At 40.2% G+C, this 25,638-nt stretch carries 27 protein-coding genes and 2 pseudogenes (1 of these 29 running past the window's edge); 15 read left to right on the forward strand and 14 right to left on the reverse strand.

Annotated features, from left to right (window positions below; translation table 11 throughout):
- From LEP1GSC062_RS19940 to LEP1GSC062_RS25695, 4 genes are all read left to right on the forward strand, one after another.
- On the forward strand, positions 1-1,514 hold the 3' portion of the coding sequence (locus tag LEP1GSC062_RS19940) for a hypothetical protein (RefSeq protein ID WP_020985256.1). Its footprint begins 730 nt before the window's first position; only the last 1,514 of its 2,244 coding nucleotides appear in the window; its start codon lies beyond the left edge, outside the window; the stop codon is at positions 1,512-1,514.
- A 356-nt stretch (positions 1,515-1,870) separates the two neighbouring features.
- On the forward strand, positions 1,871-2,119 hold the full coding sequence (locus LEP1GSC062_RS25685; protein ID WP_020985262.1) for a helix-turn-helix domain-containing protein: 249 nt from the start codon (positions 1,871-1,873) through the stop codon (positions 2,117-2,119).
- Positions 2,116-2,382 carry a helix-turn-helix domain-containing protein gene (locus LEP1GSC062_RS25690; protein WP_020985274.1) on the forward strand — a complete coding sequence of 89 codons (267 nt, stop codon included), beginning with the start codon at positions 2,116-2,118 and terminating at the stop codon, positions 2,380-2,382. The genes LEP1GSC062_RS25685 and LEP1GSC062_RS25690 overlap by 4 nt, the downstream gene beginning before the upstream one ends.
- Positions 2,383-2,419: 37 nt before the next feature.
- Positions 2,420-2,863: a transposase gene (locus LEP1GSC062_RS25695; RefSeq protein ID WP_425268445.1), complete on the forward strand. Its 444-nt coding sequence runs from the start codon at positions 2,420-2,422 to the stop codon at positions 2,861-2,863.
- Here LEP1GSC062_RS25695 and LEP1GSC062_RS23500 read toward each other — a convergent pair.
- Positions 2,818-3,614, reverse strand: a protein-coding gene (locus LEP1GSC062_RS23500; protein ID WP_244265139.1) for an IS5 family transposase whose coding sequence is annotated in 2 segments (ribosomal slippage) — positions 2,818-3,269 and positions 3,269-3,614 — 798 coding nt in all. Because the reading frame shifts where the segments join, the coding sequence is not laid out codon by codon here. The genes LEP1GSC062_RS25695 and LEP1GSC062_RS23500 overlap by 46 nt on opposite strands.
- 298 nt (positions 3,615-3,912) lie before the next feature.
- On the opposite strand from LEP1GSC062_RS23500, the gene LEP1GSC062_RS19970 reads away from it, so the two are divergent.
- The 4 genes from LEP1GSC062_RS19970 (at position 3,913) to LEP1GSC062_RS19985 (ending at position 8,379) form a co-directional block, all read left to right on the forward strand.
- Positions 3,913-5,223 (forward strand): 3-hydroxyacyl-CoA dehydrogenase family protein, encoded by a 1,311-nt coding sequence (locus LEP1GSC062_RS19970; protein ID WP_010577528.1) that lies wholly within the window; start codon positions 3,913-3,915, stop codon positions 5,221-5,223.
- A 13-nt stretch (positions 5,224-5,236) separates the two neighbouring features.
- A complete protein-coding gene (locus LEP1GSC062_RS19975) occupies positions 5,237-6,502 on the forward strand; it encodes an acetyl-CoA acetyltransferase (RefSeq protein ID WP_010577529.1) in 1,266 nt (421 codons plus the stop codon).
- Between the two features lie 2 nt (positions 6,503-6,504).
- Positions 6,505-6,942, forward strand: a complete 438-nt coding sequence (locus LEP1GSC062_RS19980) for a hypothetical protein (RefSeq protein WP_010577530.1) — start codon at positions 6,505-6,507, stop codon at positions 6,940-6,942.
- A gap of 567 nt (positions 6,943-7,509) precedes the next feature.
- Positions 7,510-8,379, forward strand: coding sequence for an LIC13305 family lipoprotein (locus LEP1GSC062_RS19985; RefSeq protein ID WP_010577531.1), 870 nt, complete (start codon positions 7,510-7,512; stop codon positions 8,377-8,379).
- Between the two features lie 67 nt (positions 8,380-8,446).
- Here LEP1GSC062_RS19985 and LEP1GSC062_RS23505 read toward each other — a convergent pair.
- Positions 8,447-8,563, reverse strand: a pseudogene (locus LEP1GSC062_RS23505) (MORN repeat-containing protein); the annotation flags it as partial.
- Positions 8,564-8,629: 66 nt separating this feature from the next.
- On the opposite strand from LEP1GSC062_RS23505, the gene LEP1GSC062_RS23510 reads away from it, so the two are divergent.
- On the forward strand, positions 8,630-8,770 hold the full coding sequence (locus LEP1GSC062_RS23510) for a hypothetical protein (RefSeq protein ID WP_020985261.1): 141 nt from the start codon (positions 8,630-8,632) through the stop codon (positions 8,768-8,770).
- A 98-nt stretch (positions 8,771-8,868) separates the two neighbouring features.
- On the opposite strand, the gene LEP1GSC062_RS19990 is transcribed toward LEP1GSC062_RS23510, so the two are convergent.
- From LEP1GSC062_RS19990 to LEP1GSC062_RS25190, 11 genes and pseudogenes are all read right to left on the reverse strand, one after another.
- A complete protein-coding gene (locus LEP1GSC062_RS19990) occupies positions 8,869-9,291 on the reverse strand; it encodes an acyl-CoA thioesterase (protein ID WP_010577532.1) in 423 nt (140 codons plus the stop codon).
- Position 9,292: 1 nt separating this feature from the next.
- Entirely contained in the window at positions 9,293-10,318 is a 1,026-nt protein-coding gene (gene pheS, locus LEP1GSC062_RS19995) for a phenylalanine--tRNA ligase subunit alpha (protein ID WP_010577533.1), read from the reverse strand.
- Positions 10,315-11,712 (reverse strand): UDP-N-acetylmuramate--L-alanine ligase, encoded by a 1,398-nt coding sequence (locus LEP1GSC062_RS20000; RefSeq protein WP_010577534.1) that lies wholly within the window; start codon positions 11,710-11,712, stop codon positions 10,315-10,317. The genes pheS and LEP1GSC062_RS20000 overlap by 4 nt, the downstream gene beginning before the upstream one ends.
- Positions 11,709-12,326, reverse strand: a complete 618-nt coding sequence (locus LEP1GSC062_RS20005) for a hypothetical protein (protein WP_010577535.1) — start codon at positions 12,324-12,326, stop codon at positions 11,709-11,711. The genes LEP1GSC062_RS20000 and LEP1GSC062_RS20005 overlap by 4 nt, the downstream gene beginning before the upstream one ends.
- Positions 12,323-13,423 (reverse strand): DUF4340 domain-containing protein, encoded by a 1,101-nt coding sequence (locus LEP1GSC062_RS20010; RefSeq protein ID WP_020985254.1) that lies wholly within the window; start codon positions 13,421-13,423, stop codon positions 12,323-12,325. The genes LEP1GSC062_RS20005 and LEP1GSC062_RS20010 overlap by 4 nt, the downstream gene beginning before the upstream one ends.
- A complete protein-coding gene (locus LEP1GSC062_RS20015) occupies positions 13,420-15,477 on the reverse strand; it encodes a motility-associated ABC transporter substrate-binding family protein (RefSeq protein WP_020985272.1) in 2,058 nt (685 codons plus the stop codon). The genes LEP1GSC062_RS20010 and LEP1GSC062_RS20015 overlap by 4 nt, the downstream gene beginning before the upstream one ends.
- Positions 15,474-16,202 (reverse strand): ABC transporter permease, encoded by a 729-nt coding sequence (locus LEP1GSC062_RS20020; protein ID WP_010577537.1) that lies wholly within the window; start codon positions 16,200-16,202, stop codon positions 15,474-15,476. Before LEP1GSC062_RS20020 ends, LEP1GSC062_RS20015 begins: the two co-directional genes overlap by 4 nt.
- A gap of 6 nt (positions 16,203-16,208) precedes the next feature.
- Positions 16,209-17,138, reverse strand: a complete 930-nt coding sequence (locus tag LEP1GSC062_RS20025) for an ABC transporter ATP-binding protein (RefSeq protein ID WP_010577538.1) — start codon at positions 17,136-17,138, stop codon at positions 16,209-16,211.
- An 829-nt stretch (positions 17,139-17,967) separates the two neighbouring features.
- Positions 17,968-18,315, reverse strand: coding sequence for a hypothetical protein (locus tag LEP1GSC062_RS25180; protein ID WP_020985258.1), 348 nt, complete (start codon positions 18,313-18,315; stop codon positions 17,968-17,970).
- A gap of 47 nt (positions 18,316-18,362) precedes the next feature.
- Complete coding sequence (locus tag LEP1GSC062_RS25185; protein ID WP_010577541.1) at positions 18,363-18,557, reverse strand: hypothetical protein; 195 nt, start codon at positions 18,555-18,557, stop codon at positions 18,363-18,365.
- An 11-nt stretch (positions 18,558-18,568) separates the two neighbouring features.
- Positions 18,569-19,096 (reverse strand): annotated as a pseudogene (locus LEP1GSC062_RS25190) (hypothetical protein).
- Between the two features lie 139 nt (positions 19,097-19,235).
- Between LEP1GSC062_RS25190 and LEP1GSC062_RS20050 the strand changes: the two are divergent.
- The 6 genes from LEP1GSC062_RS20050 (at position 19,236) to LEP1GSC062_RS20075 (ending at position 24,534) form a co-directional block, all read left to right on the forward strand.
- Positions 19,236-20,393, forward strand: coding sequence for a hypothetical protein (locus LEP1GSC062_RS20050; RefSeq protein ID WP_020985283.1), 1,158 nt, complete (start codon positions 19,236-19,238; stop codon positions 20,391-20,393).
- A 311-nt stretch (positions 20,394-20,704) separates the two neighbouring features.
- Positions 20,705-21,961 (forward strand): DUF2779 domain-containing protein, encoded by a 1,257-nt coding sequence (locus LEP1GSC062_RS20055; protein WP_020985318.1) that lies wholly within the window; start codon positions 20,705-20,707, stop codon positions 21,959-21,961.
- Between the two features lie 75 nt (positions 21,962-22,036).
- Complete coding sequence (locus LEP1GSC062_RS20060; RefSeq protein WP_010577545.1) at positions 22,037-23,248, forward strand: argininosuccinate synthase; 1,212 nt, start codon at positions 22,037-22,039, stop codon at positions 23,246-23,248.
- Positions 23,245-23,727: a pantetheine-phosphate adenylyltransferase gene (gene coaD, locus LEP1GSC062_RS20065; protein ID WP_002749024.1), complete on the forward strand. Its 483-nt coding sequence runs from the start codon at positions 23,245-23,247 to the stop codon at positions 23,725-23,727. The genes LEP1GSC062_RS20060 and coaD overlap by 4 nt, the downstream gene beginning before the upstream one ends.
- A 9-nt stretch (positions 23,728-23,736) precedes the next feature.
- Positions 23,737-24,150, forward strand: a complete 414-nt coding sequence (locus LEP1GSC062_RS20070; RefSeq protein WP_002619657.1) for a nucleoside-diphosphate kinase — start codon at positions 23,737-23,739, stop codon at positions 24,148-24,150.
- A gap of 201 nt (positions 24,151-24,351) precedes the next feature.
- Complete coding sequence (locus LEP1GSC062_RS20075; RefSeq protein WP_010577546.1) at positions 24,352-24,534, forward strand: hypothetical protein; 183 nt, start codon at positions 24,352-24,354, stop codon at positions 24,532-24,534.
- Positions 24,535-25,015: 481 nt separating this feature from the next.
- Here the strand turns inward: LEP1GSC062_RS20075 and LEP1GSC062_RS20080 are convergent.
- Positions 25,016-25,638 (reverse strand): IS110 family transposase (locus LEP1GSC062_RS20080; RefSeq protein WP_020985263.1); only part of this gene is annotated, 623 nt, incomplete at its 5' end.

Consider the following 25,638-nt stretch of genomic DNA (forward strand, 5'->3'; position numbering starts at 1 on the left):
TTTTGTTCGGCAGTTTGTTCTTGATTACGTTTCGCTTTTACGAAACGAAACAATTCATATTCAAAATTTTGAATTTTTACGGATTATTTTTGAACGAAAGTTCCTTTCTTCAAAACAGTTTGGAACGTAAAGATTCGGCCTTTTCTATAAAGAATGTGTCGGAAAAAGAAAATTCAGATTCTTTCCTGAAAAACGTTTCGGAAGAAAGGAATTTCGATTCTTTAGCGAAGAATAATTCCGAAAAAACAAAACCTGTTTTTTCAAAGGAAAACTTTTTCAAAAGAATCAAATGGCGCGCGCTGATTCCGATCGGATTTGCGATCTTGTTGATTCTTGTCTCGGCGATTTTTCCCAAGGAAATTTTACCCGAAAAAACTAAAGCGTATTTGTATTACGCGGGGGTTTTGATTTTTTGGATCAGTATTAACGTCGTTGTTTGGAAAATCTTTTATGGATTGCGAAAAGCGGATAAAGATATTCTTACTTTGCAGTTTACGGATCATCTAAAAAGTTCGGTCTCGTGCCCCGAAGTGCAATCCGTAAAGATCGATTTGACGGGTTCCGGTCGTTCGATTATTCGGAACTCCGACGCTGAAAAAAACTTTTCCACTTGGAAGTATTTTTGGACTTACGTGATTTTTCCAATCGGATCTTGGGTTTTGATTCATCCTGATCGATTTTTGAGTTTCATCATTACGACCAAACATATGCAAGACGTGGGTTTAATGCCGGGTCAAAGTGAAGATTCAATTTTCAGTTTTATATACTTCCGCGAGATTTTGGATAATTCTTTTTATGCGCCTTATGGTGGGTGGGTTTTGTGTGTCGGTTTGATTTTGGGGATTATTTTCGGAGGTTTTCATTATTGGAAAAATCATGAAGTTAGCGCTTCTTTCTTTCTCTTTTTATCCGTGTTTGTTTCGATTTTGGGACTGACATTGGTAACACCAAATCATCAACCTCGTCATATCTATCATCTTTATCCTGCTTTATTAGTCGCGATCTGCATTTTTTGTTACGAAAAATTCTCCGAAGGACGGACAAAAATTTTATCTTATTTAGTATATTCTGTATTTCTGATATTTACCTTGGGGTATTGGAGTTGGAAGCATTCTGACATTTGGGAGAGGACTAATCTTTGTTTTTCAGGAACTGATCGTGGTTTGTTTTTTACTGCGGAGGATGCGGAGTCCGTTTTTTTGAAAACGGTAAATCGCTCCTCCGTCTTGTGGAATTTGCTTCCATTGGAGCATCACAATCGTCCAGATATCATGCTTTCCTTTTATCGAGCGGGTTTTTATAACCGTCAAAAAGTGAGAGAAAAAAATAAAAAAGAGGAATTCGATCTTCAAAAAATCCGAATATCGGGAAGTAATTGGTTCATAGTGACGGATCGATGTGATGAAATTGGAAATCGTATCGGAATTCCTTTTGAGGAGATCAAAAAATCTGCTTCGGAAACTGATTGGAATCCGGTTAGAGGGGCTTGTATTTTAAAAGTGGGCGGTAAATGATACTTTTTAAAACTCTCGCATCAATTTTAAAACTTCGTTCTTATCTTATACAGAAGTTGTCTCAAAAATTTTCTACTTGTTCTTAAGAGATTGTTGTATAACATTAAAGACCGTTTTTTGAGTTAGATTCTATGTAAATTCCAAAACTGGAAAACGACCAATCTATAGATCTTCAGGTCCTGTATGGAATGGGAGAAAGAACAATGAAGACCAACTTCTTTCCAATTCATATACAAATAGTCTTCGTTTAGCGTAGAAGTATTCTTTAACTACGATCGCTTTTCCTAATATTAGCATAATACTGATCCCTACAAAAAAGAGTACCAAAAATATAACAATAATATCCCATTGTCATAATGCAAAACTTAGAAAGGGAAAAGTTAAAACGTTTGGAAAAACGTAGGTTGAAGGGAATTGCTCTATTGAAGAAAGGCTACACGTGCTACGGAGTGTCAAAAAAGCTTGGAGTCAGTAAGCAATCGGTAATGCGTTGGCGAGAAAGATATGAAAAGGAAGGAATCGAAGGAGTAAAATGGAATGGTCGACGAGGTCGACCGACCAAATTGACCATTTCAGAGAAGAAAGAATTAAAAGAATCATCTTGAAAGGTCCGATCAGTAACGGTTATCCGAATGAACTTTGGTCAACGTATCGCGTATCGGAAATCATACGAAAAGAATTCGGAGTAACGTATCATCAAGATTACGTAGGAATTCTCTTACATCAATTAGGATTTTCGTATCAAAAACCTAAAAGAAGAGCGTTGGAAAGAGATGAAAAGGCAATTGAAACTTGGAAAACGAAAAACTTGGCCCGGTATAAAAAAAAGACAGAGAATGAAGGGTTTAAGGTCATATTTTTAGTATGAAAGCGGAATCAGCCAGAATCCATATACGATAAAAAACTTGGAGCTTAATCGGAAAGACACCGATCCTTCGTCACAAGATGTCTTGGAAAAGTTATCAGTAATCGGTGCTATTTCTAAAAAAGATTTTCACTTTCAGATCATAACAGGCTCTGTTAAAAGCCAGGACCTTATTTATTTTTTAAAGATACTTCTAAAGGAAAATCGCAAAAAGATTTTAATAGTTTGGGATAATCTATCTGCTCATAAAAGCAAAACAATGAATGAATTTTTAAAAGCAAACGAGGAAAGGCTTCGAGTAGAATTTTTGCCTCCTTATGCTCCGGAGTTAAATCCTCAAGAATATATCTGGTGTCGTTGGAAGAAAAACTATATGGCTAATTTTTGTCCGGAGAATCTTAGCCAATTGATTCAAAGAACTAAGAGCCGGTCTCAAAACTACCTATTAAAAAAGTTAAAAGCAATGATGGAGCTTGCGAGATAAAGAGATGCCAGATAATTTTCCGCTTTTCTATCCCAGCGAATTAGAATAGCTCTGAATCGATTGTGCCAACTGTTTGTTCTTTCAACGACCCAACGCCTTGGTTTTCCTTTATATTTGCCGATGAGAGGCTTCTCACCTTTTTTCCGAATATGAGCTCGAATGTTTCTTTTCTTGATGAATGCTTCTATATCTTTGAAGTCATAACCTTTATCTAAACAAAGATGCTTCGGTTTTTTTCTTTTTCTTTCCGGAAAAACTAAGATCGAATTCAACGTATCTTTTACACCGCGTTTGTCATGAACGTTAGCTCCAGTCAACGTAATTGCCAAAGGAATACCATTTCCATCCGTAAGAATATGCCGTTTAACCCCTAATTTGGCACGGTCTGTAGGGTTCTTTCCGGTTAAGCTCCCCCTTTGGGAGCTTTAACCATTGCGGAATCCATCGAAGCCCAGTCCCATGCTATCTTATTCTTCACATCATAATATTTTAAAATAGATTTATAGATCTTTTTAAATACTCCCGCTCGTTCCCATTCTTGAAATCTTCTATGACAAGTTTGACCGGACCCAAAGTCATTCGGAATTGCACGCCACTGACATCCCGTTTTCATTCGATAGATAATCCCTGCCATTACCACTCTTGCAGGTACACGATTGCGCCCCCCTTGGGGATTGACCTTTTCTTTAGGGATAAAAGATGCGATTTTTTGCCAAAGGGCATCAGGTATCTCTGAATAATATTTGTCCATTTCACATTGATATTATTATGCTTTCTCAGTACAAGCAGTTTTGAGACCGGCTCTAAGTAGAGGCGGTAATCGGACGAATCATAGAAATAAGATCGGATGGTTAGTTAAGACCGTTTTTTAAAAAAATAACTTTTTGTTTTTCATAAGCAAAAACCTTTTTCTAAAGAATTTAAGCAGAACATTCGTTCTGTTTTAGAAGAATTTCATATTGAATCGGCGTGAAAAAAACTTTCCTCCCCACCCGGTTGTTTTAAACAGGTTCTATTCCATTGGGAAATCCAAGAATTGGTATAGTTTCATGAGAGAAATAAAAACAGTAACAGTATTGGGCGCGAACGGTACCATGGGCGCCGGATCAGCGGCAATTGTTGCCTCATTCGGAAAGGCAAAAGTTCACATGCTCGCAAGGGATACAAACAAAGCGAAAGAGGGAATTGAAAAAGCGATCGGCTCCGTTAAAACCGATACAATCCGACCAAGACTCGTTCCGGGCTCGTATGATGCGGATTTGGAAAAGGCAGTCTCGGAGTCCGATTGGGTTTTCGAACTTGTTGCGGAAAGCTACGAGGTAAAAGAACCGATTAACAAAAGAATCGCAAGCGCTAGAAAACCGGGAACTATTGTTTCCACTGTTTCCTCCGGTCTTTCGATAGAAAGACTTTCCAAAGCGTTCGACGAAGACGGGCAAAAGCATTATTTCGGGACTCATTTCTTTAATCCCCCTTACAAAATGATTCTTTGTGAATTGGTTTCTCACAAAGGATCGGATAAGAAAGTTCTCAAACAACTCGGAGAATATCTGGATAAAGTTTTAGGTCGCGCGGTCGTTTATACGAACGATACTCCTGCGTTTGCCGGAAACAGAATCGGATTTCAGCTCATCAACGAAGTCGCTCAGATTGCGGAAAAGTATTCTGACAAAGGCGGGATCGCTCTGATGGATGCGATCATGAGCGGTTACACCGGAAGAGCGATGGCTCCTCTTGACACGGCTGATTTCGTAGGACTCGACGTTCATAAGGCGATCGTGGATAACCTCTATGAAATGACAAAGGACGCCGCTCATTCTACTTTTAAACTTCCGGGTTATTTCCAAAAGCTCATCGATAAAGGCGATCTAGGAAGAAAAGCGGGCGGCGGACTCTATAAGATGTCCAAAACTCCGGACGGTAAGAAAGAAAAGTTAGTCTATAATATAGGCGCCGATCTGTATGAGCCGGTTCCAAAGTTCGAGATTGATTTTATTCGTCAGGCGAATAGAAGAATTTCCGAAGCGGACTACACAGGCGCAATGAACATCGTAAAAGAAGCAAAAGGTTTCGAAGCGGACCTCGCGAGATACTTTATCGCAAGATACGTTAGTTACTCTCTATCGATCGTTGGCGAAGTCGTAGATACGAAAGAAATGGCGGACCTCGCAATGGGAACGGGATTCAACTGGGCTCCCGCTTCCGCATTCGTTGATTTCTTAGGCGGGCCTAAGGATACGATTCAACTGATCGAAAAAGCGAAACTTCCGGTTCCTGAAGTATTAGCAAAAGCGAAAGTAGGCAAACCGTTTTACGAGTTGAAAGAAAAGCTGGATGCTCGTTCTCTTTTCAAAGGATAATTAGGGGGTCAACATGAGCGATAAAATTTACGTCCTCGGCGGGGAACAAACCGATTTTCAAAGAAACTGGACTAAAGAAGGCAAGACCTTCATGTCCTTAATGCGCGAAGCCGTTCAAGACGGACTCGCGGCTGTCGGAATCACACCCGATGAAATCAAAAAACTGAATAAACAAAATAGAATCGGAATTTTCGTAGGAAACTTCGATGCGGAACAGTATGCGACTCAAGGTCACTTGGGCGCATTCCTGACCGAAGTCGATCCTGCGTTCTACGGAATTCCGGGCGGTCGTTTTGAAGCGGCTTGCGCTTCCGGTTCCATCGCTCTGGATGCGGCCGCTACGAAAATCCGCGCGAAAGATTACGACGTTGCGATCGTTCTCGGTATCGAGATCATGAAAACCGTTAGTTCTTCCGTTGGTGGTGACTTTTTAGGAACCGCGGCTTACTACGAAAAAGAAGCGAAAGGAGTCCAATTTCCTTTCCCGAAACTTTTCGGAAAACTCGCAGACGTAATTCTTGAAAGATACAAACTTCCTGAACAAAGATTCATGGGAGCGTTAGCCGAAATTTCAAGAATCAACTACGACAACGCAAAGAGAAACCCGAAAGCGCAAACTCGTTCTTGGTTCATGAACAAAGAACACGCTAACGCAAGAGGCGGAGAATACAATATGGCAGTGGGAGGAAGACTCTGCATTACCGATTGTTCTCAAGTTACCGACGGTGCCGCGATGGTGGTTCTCGCTAACAAATCTTATACTGAAGAATACGCGAAAAAAAGAGGAAAGAAGATCAACACGATCCCAAGACTGAAAGGTTGGGGACACAGAGTTGCTCCTATCACTTTTGACGCGAAGGTTGCCGAATCGAAAGGAGACAAATACATTCTCCCTTGGACCAGACAAACCGTAAAAGACGCTTACGACAGAGCGGAACTCGGAGTAAAAGACATCGACGTTTTTGAAACTCACGACTGTTTCACCTCTTCCGAGTATGCTGCAATCTCCGCATTCGGAATCACTCAGCCCGGAAAAGAACACGAGGCAATCGAAGAAGGAGTTATCGACTTCAAAGGTAAAAAGCCGATCAATCCATCCGGCGGACTGATCGGAGTCGGACATCCAGTCGGAGCTTCCGGAGTTCGAATGATGCTCGATCTTTACAAGCAAGTTACCGGAACCGCCGGTAACTATCAAGTAGAAGGCGCTAAGAACGGGCTGATGCTGAATATCGGCGGATCCGCAACGACTAACGTAGTGTTCATCGTAGGAAAATAAAAATGAGTCTAAAGACTGCGAAAGATTGGAATCAGTTTCTTCTAAGGTTGTTTATCGCTTTCGGTTTTTGGGAGGTGATCTCCGTACCGCTTCGCAGTCTTTTGTTCTCTCGTTTTTACTATGATTCTATCTATAAGAACTTTTTCCAATCCGTTGGGATGATTTTATGGGTGGGACCTATCCTTGCCGATCTCGTTCAGGTTTTCTTTTTGGGAGTTTTGGTCCGACTTGCTAAAGATTCGCTTCCAGTGGGAATTGTGGGCGGATTGATCGTTGCGATCTGTTTTTCTCTCGCGGCTTATGTAGGACCTGCGATTTCTATATTAAACTTTGTGAATGTTCTTCCGAGTATGATCGTTTGGCTCTGGGTTTTTTCTCAGTTTTTGCTGACTTTATTAGCTTCTCTGATTTTGACTTACACTGCGGAAGAGGAACTATAGATTCTGTAGAAGAAGGATTTGAAACAGGAGAATTTTTTCCGATTTAAGAGAAAAAGGATTTCAATACCAGCTTTCCGGTGATTCCATAGCAGAACGTGAATTCATGTAATGAAACTAAGCGGGCTCCCCGCAATCTATTATATAAGTAAATTTCAATGTAATCAAGTAGGACTCGAGCTCTCAGCTCTGGTCAAGTTATTGTATTCTGCGGGAACTCCGGCATTGGAACCTATGTTGCCAATAACCTGACACGACCGACTCCCCTGTGAGTCGGTCGTGTCGCTTGAGTTCAACGAACGAAGTGAGTGGCAGCGCGATCCATTGAGAAAGTGGCATAGTTTCTCTCGTATCAACCTAAGCCAAGATCGAAAAAATGTAGGAACTACCACATTTTGTGCGGAAGGTTAATGAACTTTGAAACAGCGTTCTTTATTTTGTAAAATTCATCACAGCTCACATTATAACCTAAGTCCTTTCGTCCGAATTTTCTCAGGAGTTTTTGGCACACAATATAACGATCTTTCGTTATTCAATTAAGATGTTTTGAAAAACATCCGGAGAAAATCCATGAGAATCAACGTAAAATTAGTTTTAAGTCTTTTGTTCGTTTTTACCTTCCTGTCCTCTTGTTCCGCTGAAAAAGAGGATAAAAATACCTCTGATCTTCTTTTATTTTTATTATTTCAAGATCGCGTTGAAAACTACGATCGTGACGTTCAAATCATAACGCACACGATGGTATCATCGCCCGCAGTTTCTTACGATACCAACTATCCCGATGAAGATTTAAACTATTATAAAGATCTTGTCGAAACTGAAATTGCAAGGTATCCAAGAGGGTATTTTATCAAAGCCCGCGCGGAAAAGATCGTGTTTACTCGAAATCTCCGTTTATATGGGAGTTACTGTGGAGCTCTATCAATACCGAGTCAAAATATTATATTTTTAGACGTTCAGGACGGGATAAAATCCAGATCAGAAACAACTCCTTTAGATCCTCAATATTATAGTGCAGCCAGATTATCAAAGGTAATACACCATGAACTTACTCACAGTATGGATGATGTTATGAGATACTACTGGGATTCCAAATGGGTATCGCTAAACCCGCCTTCCTTTCAATATGGAAGCTACGATTATTCTTCCTTCAATCCTCGTGCTTTGGGCCCTATCTCTCCTATGCTGACTCCATTCTGGCATCCTATAGACGGCTTTGTAAGCGAATATGCCACATCGAATTTTCCTGAAGATCGAGCGGATGTCGGCGCCGCAATTCAAGGACGTCAATTTTCTTATTTAAACGAAATTTGCGCCGTCGATTCGGTCGTTGCCGCAAAAGTGCGTTTGACGATTGATGAAATGAACCGTTTTTGGCCCTATCCTGGAACGGAAAACACAGCCTGGAAACGCAGATTCTCCGAGATTCGATGCAATTGATCGAATGCGTTAACAAAAACGAAACCACGTTAGACACCATCAAACAATTCCTTTTTGCATCGGACTTCTATTTCCGAACCGGATAACCGTTTTTAAATTTTCCCTCGAAAACGGTTCCGTCGGAATATTTCAATTTTCCAAATCCGTTCGTAAAATCGTTCGCATAGATTCCATCAAAGCTTTCTCGTTCACAAAAGTTCCTTTTTGCTTTTCTTCTCTCTTATAACGCCGAAATCTATTTGGAAAATCAATGGTGGAAACCTCTCTATCACAAAGAAGTTTTCAAACGCCCAGTCCTTACAAAACTTTGAGCGAATTAGCGGAGGCTGAATCTCAGGCAAAAAAATCCGGCGTCGATCCGAGAAAAGAATCCTGGGCGGAAGGTCGGTAAACTAAGGACTAACAAAACATCCGTTCGAAAGTCTTTTTTACCGGGCCAGTTTTATTACCTTGTCGGAATGTTTCTTTCACATTCGACAAATTCCGATTTCAACCTTCTTTGTTTTGTCTTTGGAATTCTTTCAAGTCCTCTTCCAAAACTGCGCGAACATTCTGCGGAATTGGAATGCTGGACTTGGTTACGTGGTCAAACGCAACTTGGACGGTTCTCGCAATTGCAAAAACGTTTCCGGTATTTGTTTCGACGATCTTGGACTCAAAATCCCAGGAACTGTTTCCGATTCGGACCACGCTTGTTTGCACTTCCACCTGATGGCGCATCTCGATCGATTTTTTAAGATCGATTTCGATTCTCGCAAGAATAAACGGAACATCAAATACGTCTTTCACGTTAAAACGACGCTTACAGTAATCCACTCTTCCGATCTCAAGATAAGAAACAAAAACGGAATTACTAACATGAGCGAATGGATCCATGTCCATCCAACGAGTCTGAATCGGAGTGGAAATCATATTAGAATTGTTTTAAAAATCTAAGGTTACCCGATTGGAAATAACGGATATCGTGGATTCCATATCGCATCATCACGAGTCGATCAAGCCCGAGCCCAAACGCAAATCCAGTCCATTCTTTCGGATCGAGCCCCGCGTGAAAAAGAACGTTCGGATGAATCAATCCGCAAGGTAAAAGTTCCAGCCAACCGGATTGTTTACAAACGGGACATCCTTTCCCTTCGCACACAAGACAGTTGATATCAAGTTCGAAACCGGGTTCCACAAAAGGAAAGTATCCCGGTCTAAGTCTGGTTTTGATTTCTTTTTCGAAAATTCTGGAAAGCAAAACCTGCATCGTATCGATTAAGTTAGCCGCAGAAATATCCTTACCTACGACCATTCCTTCGATCTGATAAAAAGTATGTTCGTGAGAAGCGTCCACTTCTTCGTAACGAAAAACTCTACCGGGAGCGATGATCCGAAACGGAGGTTTCAACTTTCTTAATGTTCTTACTTGAATTGCGGAAGTATGAGTTCTGAGAAGATTTCCGTTTTCCAGATAAAACGTATCCTGCATTTCCCTTGCTGGATGATCTTCCGTAAAGTTAAGAGCGCCGAAATTGTTAGTATCCGTTTCGATTTCGGGGCCATCCATGATGCTGAAACCCATCGATACAAAGATGTCTTCGATCTCGTATTGAATCTGAGTAATCGGGTGAAGGCTTCCATTAGAAGGACTGGTGAGGGGGCGAAGGGCGTCGAAAAATTCGAATGCCGCCTGATTTTCAAAAAATTTTTTCTTCAGAGAAATCTTTGTTTCGGAAACGAAATTCTCAAGCTTTTTTGAAAGTTCGTTGGCTTTTTGGCCGACGGTCTTTTTTTCTTCGATGGAAAGTGAAGCCACGTTCTTGAGAACTGCGGTTAGCTTTCCTTTCTTACCGATAAAATCGTTTTTATTTCTATCTAAATCTTCTTCGGATATGGAAGAGCTGATTTTTTGAATGGCTTCTTGATAAATGGAATCCAGTTCCTCGGATAAGTTCATACGTGTTTTCGAGCCAACTCAACGAGTCCGGGATATATACCGCCAAAGGAACCGTTGGACATGGCTAGGATCAGAATTTTCTGTCCCGTAAATTGGGGAATCATTTTCTCAAGTTTTACAAGCAACTCTTGAGGATCCTTCGCATAAACTGGGATTGTTTTGGAGTTTTTCAAAAGTTTCTGAACAAGCTTTTTCACATCCAAACGAATGTCTTTTGAAACCTTCTTCAGATTATGAATCTCGGTCAGAATGGTTAGATCGGAACCTATAAAAGAATATGAATATTCCTTCTGAAAAACGTTTCGGTGAGAAGTTGCGCTTCTTGGTTCAAATAAGGAGATAATCTTATGGCCTTGGAATCTTTTTTTGACAGCATGAATTGTTTCACGCACTGCAACTGGGTGATGCGCGAAATCTTCCATCACGACCGCGGTCGAGGATTGGAAAAGAATATCTTGTCTTCTTTTAACTCCCGGAAAGGAATCGATTGCCTTTGCGATTCCCTGTTTGTAACCGGAAGGGTTTTGGTTTTTTAGAATTTCGGAACAAACACGAATCGCAACCTCTATGTTTCTGTAATTGTGATCTCCGAAAAGAACCGGATTTAGTTTTTGATCTCCCCAAAAAAGTTCATGTTTTTTCCAAGTAAGAAAAGAATCCTTTCGATTCCATTCGAAACCTTCCACTTTTGTAAACTTGACGTTTTGGATCGTTTTTTTGAGGGAACCCGAACCGCTCCAATAGAAAACTTTACCGTTTCCGGGAACCAAATTGATCAGACGTTTGAACATGGTTTCGATTGCGGAAATGTCGGGAAAAATATCCGCGTGATCGAAATCCAAAGCGTTTAACACGGCATAAGTCGGTCTATAGTGTAAAAATTTCGAAGACTTATCAAAAAACGCGGTATCATATTCGTCCCCTTCGATGACAAAATAAGATCCGTTTCCAAGCTCGAACCCTGGAAAGCCGTCTTTACGAATTCCTCCGACAAACAAGCCGGGCTCGATTCCATTCTCTTTGAGTATATGATGAATTAGGAATGTAGTCGTCGTCTTTCCGTGCGTTCCCGCGACAACGATCACTTTTTTTCCTTTGAGAAAAAATTCGCTGATCGCCGCAGGCATAGAAAGATAGTTTAGTCCCGAATTGAGCATTTCTTCGACTTCGGGATTTCCTCTGGAAATTGCGTTCCCCACGATGATCAAATCTTGGCCTTGAACATTCTCGGTTTTAAACCCTTCGAAGTACGGAATATTCCATTCTTTTAATTTATCGGACATCGGCGGATAGATGCTCGTATCTGAGCCGGAAACTTCATGTCCGCTTTTCCGAAGCATATAAGCAAGATTGCCCATAGCGATGCCGCCGATTCCGATTAGAAAAATCTTCAATTGAGAATGGTCCTAACTAAATTGTAAACAACTGTTAAAAATAAGGTTCCCGTTAAAAAATACGCAGAACCGGACAAAAAGAATATTAGGATATCCTTATCATTCCAGTTTAAGATTTTTTTCAAACTTCGAACGGAAAGGGCACAGGAGAAAATAAAAGAAATCGAGATAAAAAACGCCTGCAATGGGGAAGGTAAAATCCAAAACACAGAAGACGCGCTGAACGGAATAAACGAAACTAAAAGAATATTCGCGGGAGGAAGCATTTCTCCCTTGCTTCGATCGGCTTTTTTCATAAAGATTCGAAATACGTCTAACTGAGCGATCAAAAATAAAACCGCGGGATATATTACGAAGGAAAACACGACTCCGGAAAACAGATTCCATTCTCCCTCGTCATATCGAACAAAAGAAAGAATCGAAAAAACAAGATTGGAAATGATTTTTGTCGTAGGTGCAAGAATCCAAAGAAGAAAATGGGTTCTTAAGATTTCGAAGTAACCGAAACCTCCTGCTTTTTGATAAAGATTAAAAGCGTTTTCGGGAGATTGAAAAACTTCTTGAAGAAGCAGGGTTCTCACTTCGGAGAAATCTTGTTTTTTATCTATGATCATTTTTGGGGAGAAGAGATATTCGGGTTTTTAGGAAGTGAGTTCTGATTTACAGGCTTTTCTTTTTTTTGCTCGGCTTTTTCCAAATTCCCCACAACTTCTTTTAATCGCAAGAAACTATCTTCACGGATATAAAAAGGAGGTTCGGAAAATTTTCCGTTTATGATCCGAATTGTAGGTCTGTAATTGATGGAATTGATATTTGTCTTCGGATAATAACGCAAAGTAATCCAATCATCGTTGGAAATTCGAATTTTAAGGGAGGCATCCGCAGGAACATGAGTCAAACTTTTGGCTATGGCGTAACCCGCTCCGTTGGGATCATCCGGATATAACTCTACAAGTTGGCTGATAACTTGATTGTTCCAAGAATTCCCCAGAGATTGTTCTAAAGAAATTGGTTTTCCGGAAAGTCTTCTCCAAAAATTTTTCTTAGCCATCTGGTCTTTATAGGGATGGTTGTCTAGATGAAGAGTTTTTCCTTCTTCTTCCCAGATTGTTTCGACTACGGATTCATCTCTTAGATTCACGAGTTGTTTTTGTCTAAATTCCCCGATTCCTCTCGTAAAACGATCCGAAGTGTTTCCTTGAACGATAAGAACCTCATTTCCTTCTCGCACGATTCTCGTGGAGTCGAAGGATTTCTTTTTACCGATCCAAATTTTCTTCAGCAATTTTCCGGAAGACTTCAAAAAAATCTGTGGAGAATTTTCATTTAACTGTAATGAGGCGGCAACCTTCCCATCCGCGATCGGTTCGACACCTTTCGCCTTCAGAACGGAAAATTCTCGAAAAATATTCTCCGAGTTATAACCGCCTTCGAACTCTAAGGTTTCTCCAGTTTCAGAATCCTTAGAGCGAACCGTGAGAAAATAGGCGTTTTTTCTGATTCCTTTTTGTTTTTTAAGAACGATAGGCATCCGATAAAAAGCGGAGACGTCTTCCCCTTCCCAAGAATTCTTAGGGGGCTGATATTCGATTTCGTCTATATCAATCTCCCAAACGGAAATTTCCGACTGATCTTCTTTTTTTTCTTCCAAAAAGAAAAAACTAAAAGCAAGAGCAACTAACGTAAAAAGAAGAAGGAGTATCCGTTTCAAGATTCTTCACCTTCTCGTTTACGTTTTTGAATGAGAACAACGGAGGAAACGAACGCGATCAAACCCGGAAAAATAAACATTCCCAAAATCCAAACGACCCTTTTCTGAACCTCGGTTAAAGAAGCCGTATTGATTTCTTCTTTCTTCGGCTGAATGGAAGATAAAGAAAGATCCTGATACATCCAGGTAATCGAAGAAGTAGCGAGTTCGTAGTTCGTTCCGTAAGAAATAAACTGATCGGTGATCCAAGATGTTCCCGAAAAGATAACAACCCTTCCTTCTTCTTTAGAATCCGTATTCGTATTTTGAGGAGCAGTTTCGTTTTTTGGTTTCAAGTCCGAAACCTGAGGAGAATTCGGATCGTTCTGAGAATCTTGTTTGGAATCCGTAAAACCGATCGGAGAATCCTTTTTTTGTTCCGTGGAACTTTGTTGCAGTTCGGAAAGACCGGTCGCTGAGTTTTGTTTTGTCTCTTCTTTCTGAACTTTCGGAATCGTCTTCAAAATCATCCCGAGGATTACGCTTCTCCTTTCTTCTCCGTTATCCTGTTTTCCATTATTATTTTTATCTAATATAGATTCTCCGCCGGATTCCATCAAAGGAAATGCTTCTAAATTTTTACCGCCGGATTCGGGAGTTGTCTGTGGAACAAAGTAACCGGCAAATGGAAACACGACCCCCATGTCCTTTCTACTTAAGGCTTCTTCGATCGGATGTTTTCTAAAAGATTTTGCGAGAATCATTCCAGCTTGTCCCTGAACCTGAGAAAGAGGCCCCTTCGCAAATTCATAACCCGATTTTTCCAAAAGCCATCGAAAATTTTCCGTTCCTTTCGGATCAATCGTAATGAAAATTTTTCCCTTTTTCTTTTCGATAAAATCTAAAACGGCGGTTTGTGCTTCTTTCGAAAAAGCGACGGTTGGTCCCGCAATTATCAGAACGTCGGTATTTTCCGGAATGCGAGACGGCCAACCTTCCGCGATTCCGAGCCCTTTCACTTTAAAGTTTAAAAAACTTAAAGAGTTAGATAAAATTCCGATTTTTTCATTCGGAAGATTTTGAAAAATCGAAGAGAACCTTTCTCCGTTGGATTGGGTAAAATAAATATTCTTTTCTTCGGTTGTGATGCTTACGACCGCTTGTACAATCTTACGTTCCAAATCTTCCAGATCGTTTTTTTCTCGAATCGAAAGTCTTTGTTCGGCGTATTGTTTTCCGCTTTCCGCCAAAGGTTTTTTGGTTCTAAGGAGTATGATTCCATTCGATACCTGGCCAAATTCGGCAAGATCGTCCAGCTCTACGTCTGCGTTGATAAAACGAGTCTTAAACTGTGGACTTAAGGATTTCAATTGATCCAAATAGATTTCCAGATCCGGACGAATTCTTCTCAAAGAAAATGAATTGGCCTTGTCGCTCGAAGGGGAATTTTCCAGAGGTCTTGGATAAAAAGCGATCACCTCTACTTCTTTATTGACGCTTTTTAGAATTTTGACAGCGGTCGGACTAAAAGAATACTGGCCTTTGGAACTCAAGTCGAAGTTGTGATTTCGCATTACGGAAATGTAATTTACTATCACGAGAGCAACAAAAACGATCGCAAGATTTATGATGAAGTAACGCACCAAGGCTTGTTTTGAAGTTTTCAGAACACTCTGCGCGCCCGCGGAATCTTTTCCCAATTCCTTCAATAAAGTCAGAATCAGAAATGCGATCGTACAAAGAACCAGAAGAACCAAAAGAATTTCCCGGATTCTTTCGTTTCCGGAACCGATCGAATTGGATTTCAACGCAAGTTCTTCCAAAAATACGCGGAGATGATAGATTCCGAAAGCGATAAGACCCAGGCCGGCAGATATATAAGAATTCCATTCTTCTTGAATATTCTTTTTTCGAAACCAACGATAGGCTGGTTCTAAAATCAGGATCACCAATACCAATCCCATCCAAAGCCAGCGATTGACGGGCGACTGAATACTGTCCCGGACCGGAAAATACAAAAATAAGGAAACAAGGGAAACCCACGGAAAAATTCTCAGTAATACGGATTCTTTCATCCTCTCCATCTCCTAGATTCCAAAACTTTTACGGTGAGATAAAGGAAGAATAACGCACCACTGACAAAGAAAACGATTCCGTTCAATGGCAGAACTCCTTTGCAAAACGAAATGAAATGCGAAAAAATGTGAAGGTGATAGAGAATCTTTCTCGTAACCGAATCGAACAGGTACGAAAAATATCCCGATACCCAAAGAGTCAGAATGATCACGATCGAAATCAGAAGTGAAATCATCTGATTCTTGCCGAGACTGCTTCCGAAAAGTCCTATCGCAAAGGAAAAGATTCCCAAGAGAAAAACTCCAATCGTTCCCGAAACCACTATGTAAAGAGGAGCTTTCCAAAAAGAATAAAGAAAAATCGGAAACAAACCATTTACGAATACGGAAATCAAAAGACAAATCAAAGTTCCGAATGCGAATTTGCCCGCTACGATTTCCAGATCCGTAATCGGAGCCGTAAAAAGAAATTCCAACGTTCCTCGGCTTCTTTCTTCGGTAATACTTCCCATCGCGAGAATCAGCATCGCGATGATAATCGTTGACATGAAGGAAAGAAAAGTGATGACCGTGGTATCAACATAATTCGTACCTGAATTAAAATTCAGAATTAATACGAAAAGAGAATTCAAAAAGGCCGTTCCGCCGAAAACCAAAGGAGCCATAAAGGTTCCGAAGAACACTTTCACTTCTTTGAAAAAAATCCATTTAATATTTTGAAGCATAGTCTTTCAAACCTGGTTCATAAAAATCTGTTCTAAGGTGACTTCTTGTTTGCGAATGTATTCCAAGCGGGGAGAAGAAGAAGCGGACGCGAAAAGTTTTTCCTTAAATTCCCTTTCCGCAGAGGTGGAAACAAGAAACGTGTTGCCTCTTGAATCTTCTCCGATCGATTGAATCTTTTCCACGTTCACTCCGGGAAGTGAGGAAAGATATTTTTTACCGGATTCGACGTCCGCTCCTGAAAGCGTAACTTCGAGGCCGGAAAGTTTTTCCATTTCCTCTTCGAGTTGTTTTCTATCTCTTTGATATACCATTCTTCCGCGATGCAAGAATACGAAGCGGTTGCAAGTTTTGTAAACTTCGGGAAGAATATGGCTCGAAAGAAGAATCGTATGTCCTTCTTTCAAAGAATGAATGAGATTTCTGATTTCTACGATCTGTTTCGGATCGAGTCCGGAAACGGGCTCGTCGAGAATGATGATTCTCGGATTTCCAAGTAACGCTTGTGCGATTCCCACCCTTTTCCGAAAGCCGAGAGAAAGAGTTTCGATGTTACTCTTACGGACATCCGTAAGAAATGTTCTTTCGCAAACTCTTGCGATTTCCGAATCAATCGATTCGGAAGATACCTGTTTAATTCTCGCGGCGAACTTGAGATAGTCTTCGACGGAAAGCTCGGGATAAAGAGGAGGCGTTTCGGGAAGATAACCGATCTTCTTTTTTACTTCGAGAGGATTCTCGAAAGTGTTTGTTCCGTCGATTTCACAGATCCCGTCAGACGCGATTAGATATCCGGTGAGAATTCGAATCGTGGTGGTTTTTCCGGCTCCGTTCAGACCGAGAAGACCTACGATTTCTCCTTCTCCCAACTCAAAATTCAGGCGATCTATAGCAAGTTTCTTACCATAGAATTTAGATAGATTTTTAACTTTGATCATCTTTGTTTAAACTACACCGGGACATTTGTGGTCCATTACTCAGGAAGTCCGATTTGATGGAATTTCTAAATCTTGCGTTTTACGCAGGATTCAGAAAAATAGAAAAAATTTTATGAGTTCGGGTCAACCACTTTCTCATTGAAATCGAAAATCGAAATACCATCGCTTATAGTATTGACATTTAAAATTCGTACGGTGGATCATAGAAAGCTCTGAAAAATATACTTACAGCGCGTTTCAAAACCTGCGGAAGCGATCTTTAGAGCGACGGCACTTGAGTTTTTTTGGGACAGGTTCTGATACCAATTGCCGTTCTTTTCTATAGCATCGGTTATTCTATTTAATTATGGCGCCCTTCGAATTCCGGCGGGAGTTAGCAAAAGAACGTTTAATATACTTATGATTTTTGTATTGGTATGGCCGTTGTTACATTTTGCGGCGTTGATCTTTCTGAACAATCTTCTTCCAATGGATGATTTCCTATTTGAAGAGATCTTTTTTCGGGGAATTTTCGTAAGTGGATTTTTGTTTTACGCATTTTTAGGGATGTTTATTTTCAAGGCTTTCCGAGGCCAATATTTACTCCTGACTTTTGTTCTTTTTTGGGTTCTCTTGGCAGCTGTTGGACTTCCTTCGCTTTATTTTACTTTTCGTTAAAATCAAAGCGCCTAACGAAAACGTGTTGCCCAGGCGCTTTTTTCGCACTTTGTTTTGTCTTATTTGGGATAACGCAAATAAAGATCAGCGAACTTAATGGCGGAAAGATTGGCTCCTTTGATAGGCCCTGTCCAACGATTCTGTTCTATAATTTGTTTTACCTTTTGAGAAACTAAAATTTGTCGGTCGGCGGCGCGCCCGCTTCCAAACCACTCGTTCGTAAGCACAAAATCAGGTTGGTGTTCAAATATTTCTTTTTTGAAAAGCGCCCGCTTATCATCTTGTGGATAATTATATTTAACTTTGCCGCACCACGGACCCGCATAACTGCAATTAGTTCTTTTTTCAGTTCATCGTCTTTGCTCTTATCTTCACACAACTCCGTATTGAGATCGCCCGGAATAAGTCCGGGAGGAAGAATCGTTGTGACGTACAATTGGTAAAGATTTTCAATTTCCTTTCCGCTTTTAAAATAGGCGTTCAAAAATTCAATTCCGGATATGTCTTCCTTTTCAAACACGATTTTAACGAATTCTCTTACAAATAAGGCGCGGGTCCAATATGAACTTAAGAACTGAATATTTTTTGATTTCGGTTTTTTTCAAAAATAAATTTTCCTTTCTGCTTCCAACCGATGTCGCAGTATTTGCATTCTTCTGAATAATCGTAAGTGGCGATTTGAAATCCTTTTCCTTTTTCTATAAATGGGCATCCGGCAGCTCCCCATTTTCCCGACAAAAAATACCATTCCTGATAAATCATATTCAATAAACCTAATGATTTCGATTTAAAACTACGGAAGTCGTATCCTCGGTTGGAATCAATTCTTTCGAATGGTCTTTGTAAAGGTAGGTTCCCGTTTTGTCTCTTAACAAATACGGACTCATAAAAGAATTTGTAGTTTTAGAATGTTTTTCGATGTCCAAAATTTCAAATGTCCTAGCATCCATATCGATTTTAAAATCATAGTGATAGATTACAGTATCATCATACAAAAAACCGCACACATTGAGCATATAATTTTAGGTTTGAATTTATTTTTCGCAGAGAAAACGGATCGACATCTTCAAGAACACGATTTTCATAACCTTTGCTAAAATTGATCATAAAATCTCGAAAACTTTGCGGGTCGTTGGGATCGAAGGTATTCCGATCTACGTTTTCGGGTGAGCCCCTTTCCAAATGATCTTCGATCCGTCATAAACACACCCGACTTGTCTAAAAAATTGAAAAGGTTTTGAAGGAGTCGCTTTAGAAAGGCGCTCTTGAAAATCCTTCTCCGTCATTCGATTTGTTTTCATACGTTAAAATGCCGACTTAAAAAGATAACAATCTGCATCTCGTATGTGAACGCAACCCAAGTTCCCGAAATAAAAAAGAATTGCGGAACCAACTACGAAAGGCGATTCATCCTTAAACACCTAAGGAAAATCAAAGTTCATGGCAATCGCAAACTTTCTGAATCAAGTCAAAGCTAGTGGAGGGAAACTTTTTCTTCAATTCGGAGGACAAGGCTCTCCTTTCTTGAAAGAGCTCTCCAAGCTTTACGAATCCGAGCCTTCTCTTAAAGAATTCTTCGATGTTTCTTTTAAAGCCATCGCCGAGGAAGTTCCTAAACTCGATAAGAATATCATTTACAATGGTTACGACTTCGAAAGCTGGATTAAAAATCCCGATTCGGCTCCGGACGAAAACTATCTTTGCAGCGCACCCGTCTCCATCGTCGGAATTTTTCTAACCCAAATCGGAAATTACATCGCATTCACGAACAAAGGTTTCCCCGTTTCCGAACTGATTTCCAACTCAATCGGAGTTACGGGCCATAGTCAAGGAGTTATCTCTTCCGCGTTAATCGCCCTTGGCAAAGAAGGTACGGATTTCTATGTGGCATATGCTAAATTCTTAAAGTTCGTATTATATATCGGTTATAGAGCGCAGGAACTAGTCGGTGTTTACAATCCTTCTCAGGCTCTTCTCAAAGCAAACGAAGAAGTGGGAGATAAACAACCGGCTCCGATGGTTGCGGTGATCGGTTATTCTCAAAAAGAACTCGAAGATAAAGTCAAACAAACCAACGATGCCCTTGGTTTGAGCGGAAACAAAGCGATTTACGTAAGTCTTTTTAACACACCCGATTCCAATATCGTTTCGGGAAGTCCCGAATCTCTTCTTGAATTTCGTAAAAAGTTTAAAGCGGAAATGGAAGAAAAGAAAGTAAAGTTCGTTTACCTCAGAACAACCGCTCCTTTTCATTCCCCACATATGGAAGATACGAACAAGACTATTCCATCGGATATGGAAAGAATCGGTTTCGATTTTAAAGGTTCCGATCTGAAGGTTCCAGTTTATTCCATTTTCGACGGAAGAAACATGCAGTCCGATGCGGGAATTGGTCTTCCACTTTTTAGAGAGATGTTGATCAAAACCCTTCACTGGGATAAGGCAGTTAAACCTTTCGTTACTACTGCGAACGTTACAGGTATCGATTTTGGACCGAGTGTCGTAAGTCAAAAACTGACTCAAGCGAACATGGGAGCTTCCGAAAATAAAATTTACGCGGTTTCCAGCCCTAAGGATATTAAGGTTCTATTGGCCTGAAAAACCGAAAGCCTTCGATTCTAAAACGGATTTACCCGTTCCGAAAATTTCTTCTGGAACGGGTTTCTAATTTTTTTTCTCTCAAAAGACCTAAATTAGAAATTCCAAAACTCACAAAAGCGGATTTTACGACCGGGCTTCACTGCGAATATCTTCTCTGGCTAAACACGTATCAACGTCGTCCCGATTTTGATCCATTTGAACATAAATATATTTCCCCGAAACAAAAATCCCTTTTAAGAGATCTTTCTCATTCTATTTTTCCGGAATCCAAAAACGCTCGTTACTCCGATTTCGATACCAGAAAGATTTTGAAATCCGGAAAAGGAGTCAGATCCGCCTGTTTGGAAACGGACAAATTTTCCATGAAGGCGGAATATATTCTCCCCAATAAAGAATTTTCGGGAACTTTCGAATTGGTCGTTCTCAAAGTATCGAGTTCATTCAAAAAACAACATATTATAGAAATTGCATTTCAAAAATTCGTGGCGGACGAATCCGGCTTTCCGATCTCCAAATGTACTCTTCTTTTCGTGAATTCCAAGTTTCACTTCCAAGGCGAGATCCAAGCCGATTCTTTTTTTGTGCGTAAGGACGTCACAGACGAGGTTATGCTCAAGGAAAAAGAAACGATAGAGATCGCCCGTTCTTTATACGATCTTCTTTCTAGAAAAAATCTTCCTCCTCGTTTTGCGAGTAACCTGTGTTCTCATCCGAGAAACTGTTTGTATCCGGAAATCTGTTTGACTCCTAACGTTCCGGGAGACATTTTCACGCTTCGTGAGGGAAAAGAAGAATCCGTAAGATTTTACAAACAAGGGATTTTCAACCTAAAAGACATACAAAATACGGACGCTCTTACCTATCGTCAGAAAACACAAATCAAAACGATACAGACCGGATTGACCTTTATCAATCAAAAAGTTTTTTCCGAGTTTTTCAATCGGATCAAATACCCGATTTACTTTTTGGATTTCGAATCCATCAATCCTCCGATTCCAGTATATCTAAATTCGAATCCGTTTCAGCACGTTCCATTTTTGTTTTCTTTGCACGTTATACGGGAAGATCTTTCCCAAGAACCGGAAAGTTTTTATTATATCGAAGACGGAATCGTCGATCCAAGAAAAGGAATATTAGAAAAGCTGCAAGAATGGATTTTGCCCGGAGGAACAATCCTTTGTTTCAACGATAAGTTCGAAAGAAGATGTTTGGAAGAATCCGCAGCCGCCTTTCCCGAATTCAAAGCCTGGGTTAAATTGATTCAAGACGACTTTGTAGATTTGGCAAAACCCTTCTGGGAATACGACTACTATCATCCCGATCAGAAAGGAAGCACATCGTTAAAAACGATTCTTCCCGTAATCACCGGACAATCCTACAAAGATCTCGGAATCAAATCCGGTCAAATGGCTAACTCCGAATTTCTACGAGTCAAAACCGAACCGATTACAAAATCGAAAAAATTGGAGATCGAAAAAAATCTCATCGAATATTGCAAACTCGATACGTATGCGATGGTTCTCATTCTTCGTAAAATCAAAGAGTGGATTGAAAAACCATTATAATTCTCTGAAACCCTGTTTCAGAATCTGGAAAATCCGGTTGTCCACAGACCTGGATCGATTTTCAGTGTTCTCAGAATGGCGCAAAGTAAACCTGTTAAAAAAATCGTCCTCGCTTATTCCGGCGGTTTGGATACGTCGGTAATTCTTACCTGGTTGAAAGAAACATATGGTTGCGAAGTAATCGCTTTTACTGCGGACGTAGGTCAAAAAGAAGAACTTTCCGGATTGGAAGAGAAGGGAATTAAAACCGGAGCTTCCAAAGTTTATATACAAGACCTCCGTTTGGAATTCGCTCGAGATTTTATTTTTCCTGCCATTCAAGGGAATGCACTTTATGAAATGCGTTACCTTCTCGGAACTTCCCTTGCTCGGCCTCTTATCGCGAAGGCGATGGTGGAAGTCGCCGAAAAGGAAGGTGCCGACGCTTTCGCTCACGGTGCGACCGGCAAAGGAAACGATCAGGTTCGTTTCGAACTCGGCGTTAAATCTTTAGCTCCCGAAAAAACAATCATCGCGCCTTGGAGAATCTGGAATTTCGGCGGCAGATCGGATCTGATTGAATATGCGAAGTCCAAAGGGATTCCGGTTTCCATTACCGTGGAAAAGCCGTATTCTATGGACAGAAATCTTATGCATATTTCTTACGAAGGTGGAATATTAGAAGATCCTTATAGAGAACCGGATGAAAAAATGTTTCTCTTGACGACTTCTCCCGAAAAAGCTCCCGATGCTCCCGAATATTTGGAACTCGATTTCCGGGAAGGAAATTGCGTCGCGATCAACGGTAAAAAACTGAATCCTTACGAAGTGATGGAAACCCTCAATACGATTGCGGGTAAACACGGAGTGGGTAGAGTGGACATCGTTGAAAACCGTCTTGTGGGAATTAAGTCCAGAGGCGTTTACGAAACTCCGGGTGGAACCGTATTATTTTTGGCGCACAGAGATTTGGAATCAATCACAATCGATCGGGACACACAACATCATAAGGATAAGCTTTCCATCGAATTCGCCGAACTGATCTATAACGGTCATTGGTTTTCCTCGAGAATGAAAGCAGTCCGCGCTTTTATTACAGAAACTCAGAGGTATGTAACCGGTACCGTAAAAGTAAAACTCTACAAAGGAACTTGTTCGGTTGTAGGAAGAAAATCTTCCGTTTCTCTATACAATCCAAAAATGGCAACCTTTGAAAAAGAGGAATTATATAACCAAAAAGACGCAGAAGGGTTTATCAATATTTACGGTTTACCTGCACAAGAAACGGCTAGGCTTCGTAAAAAATGAAACATTTGGCGATTTATCCTGGCTCCTTTGATCCGTTGACGAACGGACATTTGGATATTCTTCAAAGGTCCTTAGGACTTTTCGACAAGGTGATCATTGCCATTGCGGTCAATTCTAACAAGTCCACTTTGTTTTCAATTGAGGAAAGGCTCGAATTTATCCACAAAGTCACTCAAGGATTGAAAGGTTTGGAGATTGATACTTTTCAAGGTCTCACCGTGGACTATTGCAATAAAGTTGGAGCAAACAGTATCATTCGAGGACTCAGAGCGGTTACCGATTTCGACTATGAATATGCCATTTCTTTAATGAATAAAAAATTGGCTCCGAATGTAGAAACCGTTTTTCTCATGTCTTCCAGCGAGTATTCTTTTATCTCCTCGACAATCGTAAAGGAAGTCGCAAGACATGGAAGAGATGTTAGCAATCAGGTTCCCGAAATTGTCAGCAAAGCATTACTTAAAAAACTCTCTCAATAAGGAAAAAAAATGTCCAAAACGTTTATCATGATCAAACCAGACGGAGTAAAAAACAAACACGTCGGAAACATTCTTGCAAGGATCGAAAAGGAAGGATTTAAAATCCTAGGTTTAAAATACCTCAAGTTATCTCTCGAAGATGCTAAACAATTTTATAAAGTGCATTCCGCGCGTCCGTTTTACAACGACTTATGTAACTACATGTCTTCCGGTCCGATCGTTGCCGCCGCCTTGGAAAGAGACAATGCTGTTCTTCATTGGAGAGAAGTGATCGGAGCAACCGATCCGAAAGAAGCGGCTGCTGGAACGATTCGTGCTCTGTATGCGGAAAGTAAGGAAGCGAATGCTGTACATGGCTCCGATTCTGATGAAAACGCAGCTCTTGAAGTTTCCTTCTTTTTTAAAGGAAATGAGTTATTCTAAAACGGCCTTAGAGAGGAGTTCTACGATTTTAGAACTCCTCTTTTGTATAATATTTCCGAATTTTTGCGACGATAGATTCTAATTAGACTTTAGAATATTTTAAAATTAGGTGATTTTTTAGTTGTACCTTTTTTGGAAAGAAATTATTAATTATTTTCTAAAATCTGTTATAAAACGGTTTTTTAAGCCGACAATTTGAATATGAACGCAAACACAAGAGAACAGTTTCAAAAACACAGCGAAATCATGAGGCAATATAGAGCTAATGATCCTTTTGGGGATCCGAATCATGGGACCCCGGACTGGATGGATGATGTGATGGAGCTTATTTATTCCAGAGAAGAATTTCTTGTGGATTCCGAATCAGATTTTGAGATAGAATAATTTTGTTTTGAATTTTTTCAGTTTTCCTTTGTAAATCGATAGATTTCTTTCAGCCATTTTGTGGGCGTCTTTGTAAAATCCGAAAATAATAATCTTAAAGTCGAATTTCAGTATAAAATCTCCGTTTTGCGATCTTGTGTTTTATTACGGAATGATTATAGTCGCTGATTTATTTTAACGCGCGTTCGTTTTTCCATAAAAACAAATGTGGGAACTTTTAGATGTCAGCATATTACTGATCTCTACATAATAAAGTGTCCAAAATTCTGCGTCTAAACAGAGATTTGTGCTAAAATTGGCAGTACTCCTTTATGTAGAGATCAGTAGGTGTAATTGTATGTAAAGTCCTAACCTCTATCATTAACATCTAAAAAGTTCCTACATTTTTTTAGAAACTCAGGCGGTCATCTATTGGCGCTCGATAAAACTCAGGCGCCTCACTTCTCCTATGTTTCTTGTGTCAAGCCCTCCCGTTATTTTTTTACATAAGACCATATTGAGCTAATTTTCGATTCCATACTTCTTCAGGCATAGAATCAAAAAGATCTCCCGTTCGAATCATTGAATAAAGAACTTCGATCATTTTGCGTGAAGTAGCGATGATCGATTTTTTAGCTCCTTTTTTAAGGTATAACCTTTGATAGAATTCTTTTATCTTTCCGCCATGCTGACATCGAACCAGACTCCAGGCCGCTTGAACAATTACTCTTCGAATTGCATGACAACCACGAGATACAATTCTTCCGTATCGAACCGTATCTCCTGAGATGTCGACTCTGGGAACAAGGCCTGCGTAGTAGGCTGCTTGTTTAGCCGAAGAGAATCTTTTACAATTACCCATATAACTCATGATCGCCAAAGAAGTAATCATACCGATCCCAGGCATGGACATGATCGTTTGAACATAACTCTGATTTTTTTTCAGAGCCTCTTTAATTTCTTCTTCTATTAGTTTTAGATTTAGTTCGACTAAATCTAAAACTTTTAAGATTCGTTCTGCTTCTCTTTTGTATCGATCAGGAAGTAGAGTTACGGAAGCTTCTCTGGATGCTTTTATTCGCAAATGCTTTTTGGTAATTTCAGTCAAACCTGCTTGAGTGAATA

This window comes from Leptospira alexanderi serovar Manhao 3 str. L 60 (genome assembly GCF_000243815.2).
GTDB classification, from domain to species: Bacteria; Spirochaetota; Leptospiria; order Leptospirales; family Leptospiraceae; genus Leptospira; species Leptospira alexanderi.

Excerpts from the sequence above, each read along its gene's own strand:
- LEP1GSC062_RS20025 (WP_010577538.1), bottom strand. The coding sequence starts at position 17,138 with ATGATCAAAGTTAAAAATCTATCTAAATTCTATGGTAAGAAACTTGCT.
- LEP1GSC062_RS25685 (WP_020985262.1), top strand. The coding sequence starts at position 1,871 with ATGCAAAACTTAGAAAGGGAAAAGTTAAAACGTTTGGAAAAACGTAGG.
- LEP1GSC062_RS20020 (WP_010577537.1), bottom strand. The coding sequence starts at position 16,202 with ATGCTTCAAAATATTAAATGGATTTTTTTCAAAGAAGTGAAAGTGTTC.
- LEP1GSC062_RS19990 (WP_010577532.1), bottom strand. The coding sequence starts at position 9,291 with ATGATTTCCACTCCGATTCAGACTCGTTGGATGGACATGGATCCATTC.
- LEP1GSC062_RS19985 (WP_010577531.1), top strand. The coding sequence starts at position 7,510 with ATGAGAATCAACGTAAAATTAGTTTTAAGTCTTTTGTTCGTTTTTACC.
- LEP1GSC062_RS25185 (WP_010577541.1), bottom strand. The coding sequence starts at position 18,557 with ATGATTTATCAGGAATGGTATTTTTTGTCGGGAAAATGGGGAGCTGCC.
- LEP1GSC062_RS20075 (WP_010577546.1), top strand. The coding sequence starts at position 24,352 with ATGAACGCAAACACAAGAGAACAGTTTCAAAAACACAGCGAAATCATG.
- coaD (WP_002749024.1), top strand. The coding sequence starts at position 23,245 with ATGAAACATTTGGCGATTTATCCTGGCTCCTTTGATCCGTTGACGAAC.
- LEP1GSC062_RS19970 (WP_010577528.1), top strand. The coding sequence starts at position 3,913 with ATGAGAGAAATAAAAACAGTAACAGTATTGGGCGCGAACGGTACCATG.
- LEP1GSC062_RS20070 (WP_002619657.1), top strand. The coding sequence starts at position 23,737 with ATGTCCAAAACGTTTATCATGATCAAACCAGACGGAGTAAAAAACAAA.
- LEP1GSC062_RS19980 (WP_010577530.1), top strand. The coding sequence starts at position 6,505 with ATGAGTCTAAAGACTGCGAAAGATTGGAATCAGTTTCTTCTAAGGTTG.
- LEP1GSC062_RS20060 (WP_010577545.1), top strand. The coding sequence starts at position 22,037 with ATGGCGCAAAGTAAACCTGTTAAAAAAATCGTCCTCGCTTATTCCGGC.
- LEP1GSC062_RS23510 (WP_020985261.1), top strand. The coding sequence starts at position 8,630 with ATGGTGGAAACCTCTCTATCACAAAGAAGTTTTCAAACGCCCAGTCCT.
- LEP1GSC062_RS19975 (WP_010577529.1), top strand. The coding sequence starts at position 5,237 with ATGAGCGATAAAATTTACGTCCTCGGCGGGGAACAAACCGATTTTCAA.
- LEP1GSC062_RS20015 (WP_020985272.1), bottom strand. The coding sequence starts at position 15,477 with ATGAAAGAATCCGTATTACTGAGAATTTTTCCGTGGGTTTCCCTTGTT.
- LEP1GSC062_RS20050 (WP_020985283.1), top strand. The coding sequence starts at position 19,236 with ATGGCAATCGCAAACTTTCTGAATCAAGTCAAAGCTAGTGGAGGGAAA.
- pheS (WP_010577533.1), bottom strand. The coding sequence starts at position 10,318 with ATGAACTTATCCGAGGAACTGGATTCCATTTATCAAGAAGCCATTCAA.
- LEP1GSC062_RS20005 (WP_010577535.1), bottom strand. The coding sequence starts at position 12,326 with ATGATCATAGATAAAAAACAAGATTTCTCCGAAGTGAGAACCCTGCTT.